Genomic DNA, 17390 nt, shown 5'->3' with positions numbered 1-17390 from the left:
CCTAGTTACTTATTTGTTGTACTAATAGCGCTAAGCTCAATAATGCAGAACTTATTCCAATAATCTCTCCTGATGACATCTTTGACTTCGGATCACTTTTTGGAACCAAAATAATAGCACCCGGTTCTAACTTTGGATACTTTTTAATCCATAAAAAACTTGTTGTACTCTTAACATCTCCATTTGCATAGACCACATAAGTTTTCTTTTTCTTTGCCTTTTCAGAAAAACCACCTGAATTATTTATATATTCTTTTAAAGACTTTGATTCATCAAAACGAATTAATGAAGGTATCAAAACCTCTCCTTGAACAGCCACCGTTTGTTTTTCAGACGGAATAAGCAATATATCTCCCTCTCTAAGAATTAAATCATATTTTGATTTTCTACCTCCTTTTGAAAGTATTTTTTCCAAATCAATACCAATCATATACTCCGTTTTCTCAACTATATTTAGATCCATAGAGTCTTTTACAATTAAACTTTGCAAAAGATTTAATTGTTCTTTATCTGTAGCCTTTGCTGTTCTTCTTATCAAAGTAGCCCCTTTAACATATGCAAAAGGCGAAAGACCTCCTGATTTTTCCAATAAATCTGAAACTCGTTCATCTTTGCTTGTAATCACATAACTACCTGGGTACACTGCTTCTCCTTGTATAGAAGCAGTAATTTTTTTGCTATATCCTTTTATAAACCTAACGGACACCTTATCAAAAGGTTTTAAATAAAAAGTCTCTACACTATCCAAACTCAATGAAATAGTACTGGATCTCTTTATGTTTTCACTCAGTGTTGTAAAATTTGTATCAATTATTCTTCTAGCAATATCTATAACAGCTGGATCAGCCCCTTCTTTATATCCGCCTGCCATTAATATCAAATCCTCTACATTCATTTTTTCTCGAAACTGAGTCTCTATCGGATTGTTTACTGCTCCATTAATAGAAACTGTATATTCTTCTTTCAAAGAGTATTTATCATAAATCTGTATGCTATCTTCTCTTTGTAAAACAACAGTCTCAATTCCTTTTAAAATATTCTCAATAGAAAATGGAACAACCTCCTCTTCTACATCATCAATAGTCCTGTAAATAAGTCCTCTGTCTAAAAAAACATTTTCTTTAACTCCATCTGCTTTTTTAATCAAATCTAATAATGTTAATCCCTCATAAAGTTGGTAATTACCTTCTCTATACACAGCCCCGTTGATGCTTACTCTATTTGAATAACGATCTGTAATTTCTCCTACATTAATTGAATCTCCATCTTGTAGCGTAAATATTTTATCCCTTTTAAGATCAATCTCATATACTTCTCTTTGACTCCCATTTACACGATCTACAATCAACCTATCCCTATAAGCTTCCGCAGTAAAACCGCTAAAATAATGAATTAAATCCTGCACAGTTTCCTCTTTTGTTAATTCATATATACCAGGACGTTTTACCATACCTGTTACTTCTATCTTACTCAAATATGGCTTTACAATAATTACATCTTTGTCTTGTAAAAACGCATTTCCAGATTGCGAACCTTCAATTAAGTATTTATAGATATCAAATTCAGAATACTCCTTACCGTGACGAATCAATTTTATAGTTCTAAATGATCCGTTCTCTGTAGGTCCTCCTGCCGCATATAATCCATTTAAAACAGAAGACAAAGCACTTAACGAATAGGTCCCAGGAACTTCTACTTCACCAATAATATTAACCTGAACTGTTCTTATTCCTACTAGAGAAACCTCCGCATATACTTTATTAAAACTAGATGATTCTGCACTAATTCCACTATAAATTTTCTTTAAATACGTAATTATTTTTTTCTTGGCTTTTTCAATCTCCAATCCACTAACATAAATTGGGCCTATATTTTCTATAACAATTGCTCCTCTTCTATCAACTTCCTTTTGATAACTGTTCTCTGCGGCTCCCCATATATCAATTAAAATTTCATCTCCGGGGCCAATTTGATATGTTTTTGGAATTGCCATATTCATATTGGGCTCAAAAGAAATATTTTGGTTATTAAAAAAATCATATCCAAATAACAAATTCACCTCATTTTCTTCCATGTCCCCCCCCCCTAAAAAGCCAAAAGGATCTTCCTCTGATATTAAAAAAGGATTTTGATCATCTCTTAGATCAGTATTATTAGTGGCTTCCTCCGAAACACTTAAATTTGAAATTCTTTGCCTTAGTTTAGAAATCTCAACGGAAGACATACCTTTAGCTGCTGCGACAACCTCCAGTTGATTTATAGTATATCCTTGTTCTTGGGCTTGGCTCCAATAATTTGCAATTTGCTCATCAGATAAATTGTCAACATCAATACTTGACATTTGATTAGCCGACATATTTTGCGAAAAAACAGTTTGGCTATGACTTAAGAATAAAGCAATAAAAACTGTGTAAATCCAATATTTCATAATAGGTAGTTAGATATTAAGTAACGGTCAAAAAAGGTTAATTATTATTTGCCTATTTGATAATATTCAAATCCTTTTGTATGAAGATTAAAAACGTTGTATTGATTTCTTCCGTCAAAGATAATAGGTGCTTTCAGTTCTTTTTTGATTTCCGAAAAATCTGGCGAACGGAATTCTTTCCATTCTGTCAATAAGATCAGTGCATCTGTATTTTTTAAAGCATCGTACTTAGAATTGACATATATAATATTTTTAACATCTTTTAAATAATATTCTTTAGCCTCTTCGATTGCTTTTGGATCGTATGCCTGAATTCTAGCTCCTCTTTTTGTCAATTCCTTTACAATATAAATTGAAGGAGCTTCACGCATATCATCAGTACCTGGTTTAAAAGCCAATCCCCATAAAGCAAACGTCAAGCCTGTTAAATCTTCACCAAAACGTTTTACCACCTTTTGCGCAATCACTAATTTCTGTGCATTATTAACATCTTCAACAGAACTTATTAAATTTGCTTTGTACCCATGCTCCTCTGCTATTTTTTTCAATGCTTTTACATCCTTAGGAAAACAAGAGCCCCCATATCCAGCACCGGGGTAGATAAAACTATATCCAATACGGCTATCAGAGCCAATTCCAATCCGAACTTGATTTGCATCAGCACCTACCCTTTCACAGATATTTGCAATTTCATTCATAAAAGAAATTTTGGTTGCCAACATCGCATTCGCAGCATATTTTGTCATTTCGGCAGACCGTACATCCATAGTAATAAAACGATCATAGGACATACAAAAAGGATGATACAGCTCTTTCATTAAATTTGTTGCATACTTGCTATCCGAGCCAATTACCACGCGATCTGGCTTCATAAAATCGCTTATAGCAGCACCTTCCTTTAAAAATTCAGGATTCGAAACTACATCGAATTTAATTTCAACTCCTCTCTGATCAAGTTCTTTTTGTATAGTCGCTTTTACCTTATCAGCGGTTCCAATAGGAACCGTAGATTTATCGACAATTACCATGCGATTTTTCATAGTCTGACCGATAGACTTAGCTACAGCCAAAACATATTGCAAATCAGCAGAACCATCATTCCCCATAGGAGTTCCAACTGCGATAAACACAATTTCTGCATCCTCAATTGCTTCCGATAATTCTGTTGTAAAAAAAAGATTCTTATTTTTTATGTTTTTTAAAACCATAGCCTCTAAACCTGGTTCAAAAATTGGAATACTGCCGTTGTTTAATTTCTCAATTTTCAGAGAATCTATGTCAACACAAGACACCTTATTCCCCATTTCTGAAAAACAGGTTCCCGATACCAATCCAACATATCCTGACCCAACAATTACTATATTCATGTTTTTATTTTTTAGCTATTTTTCATCTACCCAAACAACAAATTGAGAGAGTTAAATTTTTGATGTAAACAGCAGTAAAAATACTGTTTTTAAAATCAAAACAATTACAAAACCAAAATTAACAAATATTAATACTGTTTTCTTGGTTTAGGCTTTATCCCAACAAAATCTTTTAAATAAAAGGGCTCGAAATACGCAACGTCTTCAAATTCTTTTTTTACATATTTTTCATATGCCATAACTGTCATGTTTTTCGCCGATGGAAACTCATCATCAATAAAAACTGCATTTTTATGCTGAATTAATTCTTTACATTTTTCTGCTCCGTCACCTACAAAATATACTTTTCCCTTTTTTAAATAACCTTCAAAGGATTCCGAGTTTATTATTTGGGCTTCCGTTTTTCTTATTCTGTCCCCAGAAACTGTGTAAACGGCACTAAACACTTCCAATCTTCTCGCATCTAACATAGATACAATAACACCATCCTTTACATCAACGGCACTTGCCAAAACATCTAAGGTTTCAATTGAAATTAAGGGAATATCCAAAGCAAAACAGATGCCTTTCGCTGCTGAAACTCCAATTCTTAACCCTGTATAGGAACCTGGACCTTTACCTACACAAACTGCAGCCAAATCCGAAATATTTATTTCAACTTCTTTTAAAACCTTCTCGATAAAAACATGTAGTTTCTCTCCATGAGAGTATCCTTCTGAATTCAATTCTTCAAAAGCTAACAATTCACCGTCATTACTAACACTGACAGAACAATTTTTTGTAGCTGTATCAAAATTTAAAATATAGGCCATTTCATCTTTAATTTGATTAATTCAAGCTACAAATATACCATTTTGAACGTTCTCTAAATTGAGAATAATTCCGTTATTTTACATGATGAATTCAAACGAAATAATCCAGAACACAATTGTGTTTGTAAAGGAAACACTAAAAAATACAGAAGGAGGTCACGATTGGTTTCATATTGAACGTGTTTATAAAAATTCCCTATTCATTTCTAAAACTGAAAAAGTGGACCTTTTTATAGTGACTCTTGCAGCGCTGCTACATGATATTGCTGATTCAAAATTCCATGGAGGCGATGAAAAAATTGGTCCAAATATCGCTGAAAAATTCTTAAGTCAACAGGGCATAGAAAAAGTAAAACGCAAACATATTATAGACATTATCAAAAACATCTCTTTTAAAGGGGGTAATTTTACAAGTACTTTTCATTCTCACGAATTAGCCGTCGTTCAAGATGCGGATAGATTAGATGCAATAGGTGCAATTGGAATAGCACGTTGTTTTAATTATGGGGGTTTTAAAGAAAGATCTCTTTACAATCCTTCTATTGTTCCTAACTTAGAAATGACAAAACAAGAATACAAAAACTCAACAGCTCCAAGTATCAACCATTTTTATGAAAAACTTTTATTATTAAAAGATAAAATGAACACAAAAACAGGGCAACGAATCGCTGCCGATAGACATATAATCATGGAAAAATTTCTTATACAGTTTTATAAGGAATGGAACGGAGAAGCATAGTAATACCTAATAGATTTTATTCAAAATTAGGTTTTCTCTTGTTCAAAAAAGCAGTAGTTCCTTCGCGGAAATCATCTGAGCCAAAACAGGACCCAAATAACTCAACTTCTTTGGAAAAACCATCAACATTAGTCTTAAAACCTGCATTTATTGCCTGAATCGCAGCCTTTGCTGAATTTGGTGAGTTTTGAATAATTTTTTGTCCTATTGAAACACAATTGTCCATTAATTCGGTTTGAGGAACTACATAATTCACTAAGCCATAATTCAAAGCAACTTCTGCCGATATCATAGCTCCTGTTAATATCATTTCCATCGCCTTTCCTTTTCCTACCAACTGAGGTAATCTCTGAGTTCCACCATAACCAGGAATCAATCCTAACGAAACTTCTGGCAACCCCATTTTTGCGTTTTCAGATGCCAATCTAAAATGGCAGGCCATCGCCAATTCCAATCCTCCCCCAAGTGCAAAACCATTTACAGCTGCAATAATAGGCTTTGGATAATTCTCAATCAGATCAAACAAATCCTGTTGTCCTTTTTTTGCTAACGCTACTCCTTCTTTAACTGAAAACCCGGAAAGCTCAGTAATATCAGCCCCTGCAACAAAAGCCTTAGCACCTGAACCGGTAACAATCAAGACTCGAACCTTTTGATCAGACTGCAAAGCGACAAGTGCAGTATGCAAATCTTCAATCGTTTGTCTATTCAGTGCATTGAGAACTTTAGGTCTTTTAATTGTAACTAGAAAAATATGGTTTTCTAATTCTTTAATGGAAATATTATCAAATGTCATAGCGCTTAATTTTAAATGATTTGCTCTATAAATATAGTAGATTTATCGGTAACAAAAAACTATTATTTTGGAGTTCTTATCGTGAAAATAGTTCCTTTACCTACTTCTGATTCAAAACTAATTTCACCATTATAAGTTTCAATTATTTTTTTAGACATCGCAAGACCTAAACCCATACCGCTTGATTTTGTAGTAAATCTAGGTTCAAAAATCAAACTCCTTAATTCTTCTTCAATTCCTATACCATTATCTTCTACACTAAGTTCAAAATAAGTGTCAGTTGCATTAATAGACACAACAATTTTAGGTTTTTTAACTTCTTCAACAGCATGGATGGCATTTTTAACTAAGTTGGTGATCACACGTATCAACTGATCTTTATCTACTAGAAGAGAAACTTCTTCTATATTATTTTCAAACTTTAAGTTTTCATTTTCAAAAATATCTAATGTGCTTTTTATGATTGAAATGACTTCTACTTTCTCTTTTCGTTGTACAGGCATTTTGGCAAAATCAGAAAAAGCAGTCGCAATAGAGCTCATTACATCTATCTGCTGAATCAAGCTATCGCTATATTCTTTTAGTTTTCCCCTGACATCAAGAGCTTTAGGATCAAATCTTCTTTCAAAATTCTGAACTGTCAAACGCATTGGAGTTAAAGGATTCTTAATTTCATGAGCTACTTGCTTTGCCATTTCCCTCCACGCTTGCTCTCTCTCAGAAGAGGCTAATTTAACAGCTGCATCTTCTAGTTGGTCAACCATATTATTATAGGCAGAAACTAATTTATAAATCTCTTTAGAAGTATAACTCATTTGAATTTTTTCATTTCTACCACCCAAACCTGTTTTTCCGATTTTTTCGATTTTTTCAACAATCTTTTTTAGAGAGCGAGTAATATAACTAGATAAAAAGTATGCAACGCTAATAGCGATTACAAACATAAAAAGATAGACATAAGCCAAACGTTTTAAAAATTCATTTCGATTGCTATCTTGAATAGAATTATCTTGGATATAATACAATTTTAGAAAACCAATCAAAATATCCGCCTCGTTAAACAAATAACTATAAGATGATTGCCTACGTTTATCAAATTCAATTTCTATTTCTTCTACAAATCTTTCTTTTGTCTTTAGCCTTTCTAATTCATAAGGCTTTAAAAAATCAACAGGATCATAAATACTATCATCATTGGCAATTGTTTTCGAACTTAATAACAATTTACCTTCCAAATCATAAAAATTAATGTTTACTTTATGAACTTCTACTATATCTAAAATAGACTCCTTAAAATAGCCAAATAATTCGTTGGCTTCTATTGGATGATTCATTTTGTCTAACTCATATTTGATACTTAAGCGTGTTGCTTTTTCTTTTCTTGCAAAACGTCGCTTATTGTAATTAGTCGTTTGCTCATTATACTGATATATGATCATAAAAGCAATCAATACATAAGTCATTATGATCAATAAAATCATCGACAAAAATATCCGATTTCGTAATGATATTTTTTTTAAATTCATATCTAGTATTCATGTTTTTAAAACTCCTATTCTTTTATTTTCAGCTTGTAATAAATAATTACTAAAGCCAAACAGGACGTAATTGCATTTGCAATAATCATGGAAAGGCTATTGATAAAAATACCGTATACCAACCATAAAATTACTCCAACAAAAAACAGTAAAAACATAGTCAAAGACACACCTTTTGCCGATTTTGTCTTCCATATTTTATATACTTGAGGGACAAAAGAAACTGACGTTAAGACAGCAGCAATAAAACCAATAATTTCAATTTCCATAGGGATTTTTTCCATATTACTCAAGGGTATCTGGTAAACGAACCGTCTCTAAATAAACCGTATCATCTTTTTTTCCGTCATTATCTACATCTTGTAAACCTGTAATTGCATATCCATTCTCTATCTGTTTTAACCCAAAAGAAACTGTTAAGACCTTACCAGACCTTTGTTCAAAATCCCAAAATAAAGAATCTTTAGTCGCTCTCCACTTACCCTCTGTCCTTCTTCCAAAAGGAAGATTATTCTTTTCCGCCCAACTTTTAAAAGTTCCATCTGAATTATACGTCGTAAAAGATTTTCCACGTTGTTGAGCCCTTGGATCATCCGGATTTGCAAAATCTATATCATACACTACCAAAGTATCTCTATTTTGATAAGTAGGCAATTCGAATTTTAAATAAACCGTTTCCCAATTCCCCGTAAGATATTTTACCATTTTCTCATCCTCTGATGCACAAGAAACAGATACAACAGCTATTAATACAGAAAGTAATTTTATAAGTCTCATATAATCTTTAATTTAGGTTCTTTTTTTATCCAACTATATTTACAATTTTCCCAGGAACTACAATCACCTTTTTAGGAGTTCTACCCTGTAATTGTGCTTTAGTATTTTCATGTTCCATCACAATTTTTTCTATTTCATCTATTGATAAATCTAAAGAAATTTCCAAAGTAAAACGCATTTTACCATTAAACGAAATAGGATATACTTTAGAACTTTCTACCAAATGACTTGCTTCAAACACAGGAAACTCTACAGTAGAAATAGATGTTGTATGGCCTAATTTACTCCATAATTCTTCAGCGATATGTGGCGCATACGGAGAGATCAAAACCAATAAAGGTTCTAAAATTTCTTTTTTGTCACACTGTAAACTCGAAAGTTCATTTACAGCAATCATAAATGTACTTACTGAAGTATTAAAAGAGAAATTTTCTATATCTTCTTGTACTTTTTTTATGGTTTTATGTAATGTTTTCAATTCGTCTTTTGATGCCTTTTCTTTTGAAACGGTAAACATATCATTTGTATGATACAATTTCCATAATTTTTTTAAGAAAGAATACACTCCTGAAATACCAGAGGTTTTCCACGGTTTTGCTTGTTCTAAAGGTCCTAAAAACATTTCAAACAAACGCAAACTATCCGCCCCATATTGTTCGCAAATAGCATCTGGATTGACAACATTGTATTTCGATTTTGACATTTTTTCAACCTCTCGACCTACTATGTATTTCCCCTCTTCTAAAACAAACTCAGCATCTTTATAATCTGTATTTAATGGATGATTTTTAAATCCTTCTACATCTAACTCGTCAGAAGAATTTACTAAAGAAACATCTGCATGAATAGGTTGTACTTTTTGATCTCCTTTCAATCCTTTTGAAATAAATTTATTAGTTCCCTCAACTCTATAAACAAAAGCTGAAGTTCCTAAAATCATTCCTTGATTAATTAATTTTTTAGCAAATTCATCTACTGGTAAATGCCCTTTGTCAAACAAGAATTTTTGCCAAAAACGAGCATATAACAAATGTCCTGTTGCATGTTCAGAACCACCTATATACAAATCTATATCTCGCCAATAATCGGCTGCTTTTTTACTTACAAATTCACCTTCGTTTGTAGGATCCATATAGCGGTTAAAATACCAAGAACTACCTGCCCAACCTGGCATAGTATTTAATTCTAAAGGGTATACCGTTTTGTTTTTTAACTTTTCATTAGATACCACTTTTTTACCACGAAAATCCCAAGCCCATTCTTTAGCTCTACCTAATGGCGGGGCACCACCTTCTGTAGGTAAATATTTTTCTACTTCTGGCAATACAATTGGCAAATGCTCTGCAGCAATCATCTTAGGCAATCCATCTTTATAATACACAGGAAAAGGTTCTCCCCAATAACGTTGACGACTAAAAACAGCATCCCGTAAGCGGTAATTAATTTTTCCTTTTCCGAAGCCTCTTTTTTCCATTTCGTAAATGGCCAATTTAGTCGCTTTTTTAACAGCTAAGCCAGATAAAAAATCTGAGTTTGCAATTTTAGCAGTTTTGTCTTCACAAGCGCCTTCAGAAATATCAACTCCTTCAAAAATATTTTTTATTTCAATTTTAAAATATTTGGCAAAATCCCAATCGCGTTGATCACCACAAGGAACTGCCATTACAGCACCTGTACCATAACTAGCCAGCACATAATCTCCAATCCAAATTTGTATTTTTTCACCTGTAAAGGGATGAATCGCATAAGCTCCTGTAAAAGCACCTGAAATGGTTTTTACATCTGCCATACGTTCTCTTTCACTTCTTTTAGCTGTCTTTTCAATATAAGCCTCAATCTCTTGCTTATGATCTGCTGTTACAATTTTTGAAACCAACTCGTGCTCTGGTGCTAACGTCATAAACGTGACACCGAATATTGTATCAGGGCGAGTCGTAAAAACTTCAATCTTATATATTGCTTTAGCTGAAAGAACTGTTATCGTTTCTTTTTTCTCTAATGGTTTTGCAAATTGAATTGCTGAATCTATTTTAGACACAACTGTATCTACATCTTTTTCTATTTCTTCAGAGCAAACGTAAACCACAGAAAAACCCTCTTTCTCAAAATAAGATTTTCGCTCTGCTTCATTTTCCTTACCTCCAAATTCAATAACGGATTTCTTTGTAAAACAAATAAAATCAGCAATTAAATTACCAACTGTATAATTGGCTCTAAACTTAGATTTTCCTTTTTTCTTTCTTAGCTTACCCCATAATATGCTAACAACTTTACTTGGGTTGGCTCTTTTCTCTTTTAAAACTTCTATATCTTTATACGATAACTTTACCTCCTTAGATGGTTCATCTGAGAGCACGTCAAAAACAACTGATGCTCCTTGCGAACGACCAATCCAATTTGTTTGAGAGTCTTTTAAAGGCTGTGGCCAATCTATTTTCTCTAGTCCATCTAACAAACGTTGTGAATAGGCAGAAATACGCATACTCCATTGCTTCATTTTTTTACGCACTACAGGATGTCCTCCTCTTTCAGATACTCCATTTACAATTTCATCATTTGCCAAAACGGTTCCCAAAGCAGGACACCAGTTTACTTCTGTTTCTGACAAATAGGTCAATCTATATTTTAATAGTATTTTTTCTTGTTCTTCCTTCGAATACTTCTTCCATTCATCAGCAGTAAATACCGAAATATCTTCATCAGCAACTGCATTTATATTTGCATTTCCTTCTTTTTTAAATACGGCTACTAATGTTTTTACGTCTTCTGCTTTGTCTGAATCTAAATTATACCAAGAATCGAATAATTGAATAAAAATCCACTGTGTCCATTTGTAATAATCAGGATTAGAGGTGCGAACTTCACGAGACCAGTCAAATGAAAATCCAATTTTATCCAATTGCTTTCTGTAGGTTGCAATATTCGTTTCAGTCGTTACTGCAGGGTGCTGTCCTGTTTGGATTGCATATTGCTCTGCAGGCAATCCAAATGAATCATACCCTTGAGGATGTAATACATTAAAACCTTGGTGACGTTTGTAACGAGCATAAATATCTGAGGCGATATAACCTAAAGGGTGTCCTACATGCAAACCTGCACCTGAAGGGTAAGGAAACATATCCAATACATAGTATTTAGGTTTATCGGTTGACTCACTTGCTTTAAAAGTTTGATTCTCTGCCCAATACTTTTGCCATTTTGCCTCTAGCTCGTTAAAATTGTAATCCATTATAGTTGAAAGGTATCGAACCTCTATTATTTTGTAGTTAAGCTACAAAAATACAGTTCTTAGCCGAGAGTTGAAAGCCTTAAACTTGAAAGTTTCGTGCATAAAAAAAGCCACAACTTAATGTGGCTTTATCTTAATAAATTAAGTCTTCGTTCTTCAATTTATTATTTTGAAACTGGGACTTTTACAATCGTATTTCCCCAACCAAAACACAGTGTCATTGTATCATCAAAAACTATAGAAAAAGCTTCGATCTCTTTTTCGCTTTTTGATACTTTTCCTTTCACTCTAATTACATCATCTGCTTCCTTATAAGAATAAGCTCCCCATGCATTGCTAGCTTTGTTTAAAATAACGGTCCATTCTTTTTTCCCAGGAATCGTATATAATGAATACGTACCCGCTTTTACAGGTTTCCCTCCAAAAACAACATCTTCATAAAAACGAATTACAGCAGCTTCATTTGCTCCTGTTCTCCAAACTTCTCCTGGCTTTGCCAAAACATCTACATCTCTTCCTTTTAATTGTGGTCTGCTATAGGTAACCCTTACAACTTTGTTAGACTCCTTATGACTTTTAGGAAAAGCTGTTACATCCAAAGGGCTTTTATCCAATGGACTAAATTTTTGAGCGGAAAGCTCATTACTAAACAAAACTACAATTGTACAAAGTACTATTGTAAAAATTGATTTTTTCATATATAAAGATTTAAATATTTAATTCTATAAAGTGCTAAAAATACAATACCTTAGTTATTAAAATTAAAAAAAAATGTTAAATATAAACTAAGCGTCAGCTTATAGCTCTATTTATTGAGCATTTTTGTGTCTTTATTACACAAAAGAGAAAGCTTTTGAGAAAAAGCAATGGAAAATGCTTAACATTCAGAAACTGCCACTGAAATATTTACGGCTAATCCACCTTCAGAAGTTTCTTTAAACTTATCGCTCATTGCTGCAGCAGTTTCCTTCATAGTTTTAATCACCTGATCTAAAGTTACTTTGGCTATTTCTGGACTTCCTGCTAATGCTATTTGAGAAGCCGTAATGGCTTTCATTGCTCCCATTGTATTTCGTTCAATACATGGAACTTGAACCAATCCCATAATAGGATCACAAGTTAAACCTAAATGATGTTCCATTGCAATTTCTGCAGCTTGTAACACTTGCTTAGAGGAGCCTCCCATGCAATATGTCAAACCAGCAGCTGCCATAGCCGAAGAAACGCCTATTTCTGCCTGACAACCACCCATGGCGGCAGAAATGGTCGATCCTTTTTTAAACAATGAACCAATTTCGCCAGCAACTAAAATGAATTCTTTAATCGCATTGGCTTTAGTTTCAGTAAAGCATAACATGTACAATAAAACCGCAGGTATAACTCCAGCAGCACCATTTGTAGGAGCAGTAACAACTCTACCAAAAGCAGCATTTTCTTCATTCACTGCTAATGCGAAACAACTTACCCATTTAGTAACATTTGAAAAGGAATTATCACAATTCTTAATGGCCATTATCCACTCATCTTCTGTGGTATATTGTTCGTCCTCAATTAAACCTACATTAATATTAAATGCTCTTCTTACTACATTAAGACCTCCTGGTAAAATTCCGTTCTTATGACAACCGTTGTAAATTGAAAATTTCATTGCTGCCCATAATTCAGAAACAGATTTATTAATTTCATCTTCTGTTTTTAATGCCAATTCATTCTGATAAACAACATTATAAATATCTAATTTAGAGCTAGTCATGTGTTTAAGAAGATCTTTCTCGCTAGCAATTGGATATGGAAATACGTATTTATTTTTTACAGGGTCTTTCTCTTGATTTTCCTGAACAACAAAACCTCCACCTATTGAGTAATATGTTTCTTCTAAATTTGAACCATCTTTAAACCCCGCAATTAGACTCATTCCATTTGGATGAAATGGTAATTTTTCTTGTAAAAATTCAATGTTTGTAGAAGGACTAAAATCGATTAATTGACTTCCATTAACATCCAATCGTTTGTTTACTTTAATTTCTTGAATGTATTTATCAATTTTATTAACAGCAATTGTTTTTACATTATGCCCTGTAAGCCCTAATAAAATAGCAATATCAGTTCCATGTCCTTTTCCTGTTTTTGACAAAGAACCATAAAGTTTAACTTGGATTGAGATCAGTTCCTTTCCTCTTAATTTTTCTAAAAATTGTTGCGCCGCACACCATGGACCCATTGTATGAGAACTAGATGGTCCAACTCCAATTTTAAAAATATCAAACACACTAATCTGTTCCATTTTTACACCTATAAATATCGTATTTATTTAGCAATAATTTAAATTTTCAACAAAAAAATAATTAATTTTTAGAGACTTAGTAACTGGTCATTAAGTCTGTCTTTTATACGAAAAATTGATACTAGATGTAATGCCTGACCAACTGAAGTTACCTTTTGTGCTATAGACTCGTAAGGCCTTTTAACCTTATTAACCGAGGATTTAACATCAATATATCCTTACAAAGGAGTACTACCTATGCTCTTCTTCCCTCACAAGCGAAAAAAGAAAGCTTTTGGAAAACCAAAATCACAAAAAAACGGCCAAAGCAAGTCTTTTAGAACTAACTATTTGACTGTTGGATATAAGAAGACAACTTTTCTTGATATTCTCTACTTCCTGTCTCAAAATAAATCATGGCTCCCTGATTGCTCATAAAGCAATTTTCTATTCCAATTTTTTTAATTATCCCAGCTTTTGTCATTGCATCTCTAACGGGACCTTTGACATTGGTGAAATATATTTTTATTCCTTGAAGCGCATAATAATCTATTCGATCATTCCACATAGCAGCACCAGTACTATCGAGTCCGTTGATACACTCACAATCCAAAATAATCAACTTTAAAGCATCTCCTTTTCCCAAAGACAATCGATCTAATTGCTCTCTGAAATAATTAGTGTTTGCAAAATACAGATGAGAATCAAAACGTATAATAAGAATTTTTTTATTGACTTCAACATCATCAAATCTATTGATATTTCTAAAATACTCTGTATTCGGAATTCTTCCTAATACTGCTATATGAGGTTTCGAAGTTCTAAATATCATCATAATTAAAGACAGTCCAACCCCTACTCCAATTCCTTCTTTTATTCCAAAAAACAAGGTACCGATAAAGGTAACCAACAGCATGTAAAAATCAATTTTATCAACTTCCCATAATCGAAAAATTTCTTTATAGTCGATTAATTTTAATACAGATATAATTATAATTGCCGCTAAAACAGCCTTGGGTAAAAAATAAAACAGAGGAGTTAGAAACAAAAGCACCAAACCAACTACAGCGACAGAAAACAATGCCGCAAGTCCTGTTTTCGCACCTGCATCTTGATTAACCGCAGATCTTGAAAAACTAGCTGTTGATGGATATGATTTAAAAAAAGATCCTAAAATATTCCCAAACCCAATGGCTATTAATTCCTTATTCGGGTTTACCTTAACAACATCTTCATTGGTTTCTAATGATTTCCCGATAGATACCGTTTCTAAAAAACCAATCATAGCAATTGTTATTGCTATTGGTAATATCTCACTAACTTTTACCCAACTAATTTCTGGCACTCCAAAAGCGGGCAAACCTGAAGGTATATTTTTTATGATTTCAACTTCGTGAAAAGTGTTATTAAAAAACTTTAAAATTAGGATGCCAATAATAACAACTATAAGGGGACTTGGAATGTTTTTATTTATTTTTCTTAAGGTCAAAATAATTGCCATGGCACCAGCACCAATGGCGAATGTTTGCAGACTTATATCTGATAACATTTGGAATAAATCCATCAATATCACATGAATTCTATTACTTCTTGGAATGGGAATTCCGAATAAATTACTAAATTGGTTTATACCTATTATAATCGCGGCGGCGGAAGTAAATCCACTGATAACAGGACGAGATAAAAAATTGACAATAAACCCTAATTTCAAAACCCCTAATAACACCTGAATAAGACCAACTGTAAATGCTAAGAGAATCGCTATTGCAACAATATTTTCTGTACCAACAACGGTTAATGCAGCAATACCTGCTGCCACCAAAAGAGAATCCATTGCTACAGGTCCAACCGCTATTCTAGGCGAAGTCCCTAACACGAGATACACCAATTGAGGAATCAAAGCTGTATAGAGTCCATAAATAGGAGGTAAACCAGCAATCATAGCATAAGCAATTCCTTGAGGAATTAACACTACTCCAACAGTAATTCCAGCAATAGCATCTTTTTTTAAAAAACCACTATTGTATTTAGAGCCCCATTGAGCTATCGGAAAATATTTTTTCATTTATCTTTTTAACTATTCGTGCATGCATAAGTATCTCAACAGGCTCAATGCCTAAATTAAAACAACTCTCCTTGTGACTTTCCTTTTGTTCTTCCTAAATGTTGGTAAGCCAATTCCGTAACCTCTCTTCCTCTAGGAGTTCTCATTATAAACCCTTGCTGAATCAAAAAAGGTTCATATACTTCTTCTATCGTTTCAGAATTTTCACTAACCGCAGTTGCCAAAGTAGACAAACCTACGGGACCCCCTTTAAATTTATCAATAATCGTAGTTAAAATTTTATTGTCCATTTCATCCAATCCATATGCGTCGACATGTAAAGCTTGCAAACTATATTTTGCTATTTCAATCGTAATAGATCCATTTCCTTTGATTTCTGCAAAATCTCGAACTCTTCGCAACAAAGCATTTGCTATACGAGGAGTTCCTCTACTTCGTCCGGCTATTTCAATTGCCGCTTCCATAGATATTGGTGTTTTTAAAATGACTGAGCTTCGTTGTACAATAGTCGTTAATAATTCTGTCTCATAATATTGCAAACGACTGCTAATTCCAAAACGTGCACGCATCGGTGCTGTCAACATTCCAGATCTCGTAGTAGCTCCAATTAATGTAAATGGCTCTAAATTTAACTGCACAGTTCTAGCATTTGGACCAGACTCAATCATGATATCTATCTTGTAGTCTTCCATTGCTGAATATAAATACTCTTCAACAACGGGACTCAATCGATGAATTTCATCAATAAAAAGCACATCCCTTTCATCCAAGCCTGTTAACAACCCAGCTAAGTCGCCTGGCTTATCCAATACAGGACCAGATGTTACTTTGATTCCTACATTCAATTCATTAGCCAATATATTAGCTAATGTAGTTTTTCCTAATCCTGGAGGACCATGAAATAAAGTATGATCCAAAGCTTCTCCTCTTCTATTAGCCGCCTCTACAAAAATCTTTAAATTATCTAAAGCCTGCTCTTGTCCAGTAAAATCATCAAAAGACAAAGGCCTTAATTTCTTTTCTACATCTAATTCTTCATCTGAAAAATTACTGTTTTCTGCATTTAGATTTTCATTCATAAATAGTCCTACTCTTTGAGCATACGAAGATAAGAAAACTGAACTAATAAAATTGTTTTGCTCGGACTAAGTATCTTGTATCGTTTAGCAAGTTTTTCAAATCATCATTGAAAATAATAAATCAATATTCTGCTGCTATTCCAAAACAAATCCATGTTATTAACCTCGCATCTATATATCGTTAGTTTTACGCAGCATATTTTATGTTGTGATGTTTAAAATATTTGACTACCCTTTTGCTGTCATTTTGAAGTGTTTTCATGTGATTTTCTGAATTTTCCTTCATCTTTTCTTGTG

13 protein-coding genes are annotated in these 17390 nt (G+C 33.2%); 1 reads left to right on the top strand and 12 read right to left on the bottom strand.

Annotation, left to right across the window (positions count from 1 at the left end; all coding sequences use genetic code 11):
- Position 1 precedes the first annotated feature (1 nt).
- The 3 genes from V5787_RS05465 to tsaB all read right to left on the bottom strand — a co-directional run bounded on the left by V5787_RS05465 (position 2) and on the right by tsaB (position 4607).
- Positions 2-2428 carry an SLBB domain-containing protein gene (locus V5787_RS05465; RefSeq protein ID WP_336892257.1) on the bottom strand — a complete coding sequence of 809 codons (2427 nt, stop codon included), beginning with the start codon at positions 2426-2428 and terminating at the stop codon, positions 2-4.
- 44 nt (positions 2429-2472) lie between these two features.
- Positions 2473-3795: a UDP-glucose/GDP-mannose dehydrogenase family protein gene (locus V5787_RS05460; protein ID WP_336892256.1), complete on the bottom strand. Its 1323-nt coding sequence runs from the start codon at positions 3793-3795 to the stop codon at positions 2473-2475.
- Positions 3796-3923: 128 nt separating this feature from the next.
- The gene (gene tsaB, locus V5787_RS05455) at positions 3924-4607 is read right to left on the bottom strand and encodes a tRNA (adenosine(37)-N6)-threonylcarbamoyltransferase complex dimerization subunit type 1 TsaB (protein WP_336892255.1); all 684 of its coding nucleotides are present in this window, start codon (positions 4605-4607) and stop codon (positions 3924-3926) included.
- A gap of 85 nt (positions 4608-4692) precedes the next feature.
- Here tsaB and V5787_RS05450 point away from each other — a divergent pair, with 85 nt between their 5' ends.
- Positions 4693-5346, top strand: a complete 654-nt coding sequence (locus tag V5787_RS05450) for an HD domain-containing protein (RefSeq protein WP_336892275.1) — start codon at positions 4693-4695, stop codon at positions 5344-5346.
- Positions 5347-5362: 16 nt separating this feature from the next.
- Here V5787_RS05450 and V5787_RS05445 read toward each other — a convergent pair whose 3' ends face one another.
- The 9 genes from V5787_RS05445 to ruvB form a co-directional block, all read right to left on the bottom strand.
- Positions 5363-6142 carry an enoyl-CoA hydratase-related protein gene (locus V5787_RS05445; protein ID WP_336892254.1) on the bottom strand — a complete coding sequence of 260 codons (780 nt, stop codon included), beginning with the start codon at positions 6140-6142 and terminating at the stop codon, positions 5363-5365.
- A gap of 62 nt (positions 6143-6204) precedes the next feature.
- Complete coding sequence (locus tag V5787_RS05440; RefSeq protein ID WP_336892253.1) at positions 6205-7668, bottom strand: ATP-binding protein; 1464 nt, start codon at positions 7666-7668, stop codon at positions 6205-6207.
- A 26-nt stretch (positions 7669-7694) separates the two neighbouring features.
- A complete protein-coding gene (locus V5787_RS05435; protein ID WP_336892252.1) occupies positions 7695-7964 on the bottom strand; it encodes a SemiSWEET transporter in 270 nt (89 codons plus the stop codon).
- Position 7965: 1 nt separating this feature from the next.
- Positions 7966-8457, bottom strand: coding sequence for a hypothetical protein (locus V5787_RS05430; protein ID WP_336892251.1), 492 nt, complete (start codon positions 8455-8457; stop codon positions 7966-7968).
- Between the two features lie 25 nt (positions 8458-8482).
- Positions 8483-11686 (bottom strand): leucine--tRNA ligase, encoded by a 3204-nt coding sequence (gene leuS / locus V5787_RS05425; protein WP_336892250.1) that lies wholly within the window; start codon positions 11684-11686, stop codon positions 8483-8485.
- A 164-nt stretch (positions 11687-11850) separates the two neighbouring features.
- Positions 11851-12384, bottom strand: a complete 534-nt coding sequence (locus V5787_RS05420) for a DUF2911 domain-containing protein (RefSeq protein ID WP_336892249.1) — start codon at positions 12382-12384, stop codon at positions 11851-11853.
- Positions 12385-12563: 179 nt separating this feature from the next.
- Positions 12564-13970: an L-serine ammonia-lyase gene (locus V5787_RS05415; protein WP_336892248.1), complete on the bottom strand. Its 1407-nt coding sequence runs from the start codon at positions 13968-13970 to the stop codon at positions 12564-12566.
- 322 nt (positions 13971-14292) lie between these two features.
- Positions 14293-16014 (bottom strand): solute carrier family 26 protein, encoded by a 1722-nt coding sequence (locus V5787_RS05410; RefSeq protein WP_336892247.1) that lies wholly within the window; start codon positions 16012-16014, stop codon positions 14293-14295.
- A 56-nt stretch (positions 16015-16070) separates the two neighbouring features.
- Positions 16071-17093 (bottom strand): Holliday junction branch migration DNA helicase RuvB, encoded by a 1023-nt coding sequence (gene ruvB, locus V5787_RS05405; protein WP_336892246.1) that lies wholly within the window; start codon positions 17091-17093, stop codon positions 16071-16073.
- Positions 17094-17390: the final 297 nt, after the last annotated feature.

The organism is Flavicella sp. (genome assembly GCF_037132785.1).
GTDB lineage: Bacteria > Bacteroidota > Bacteroidia > Flavobacteriales > Flavobacteriaceae > Flavicella.
This window is presented reverse-complemented; position numbering and strand designations above follow the sequence as displayed.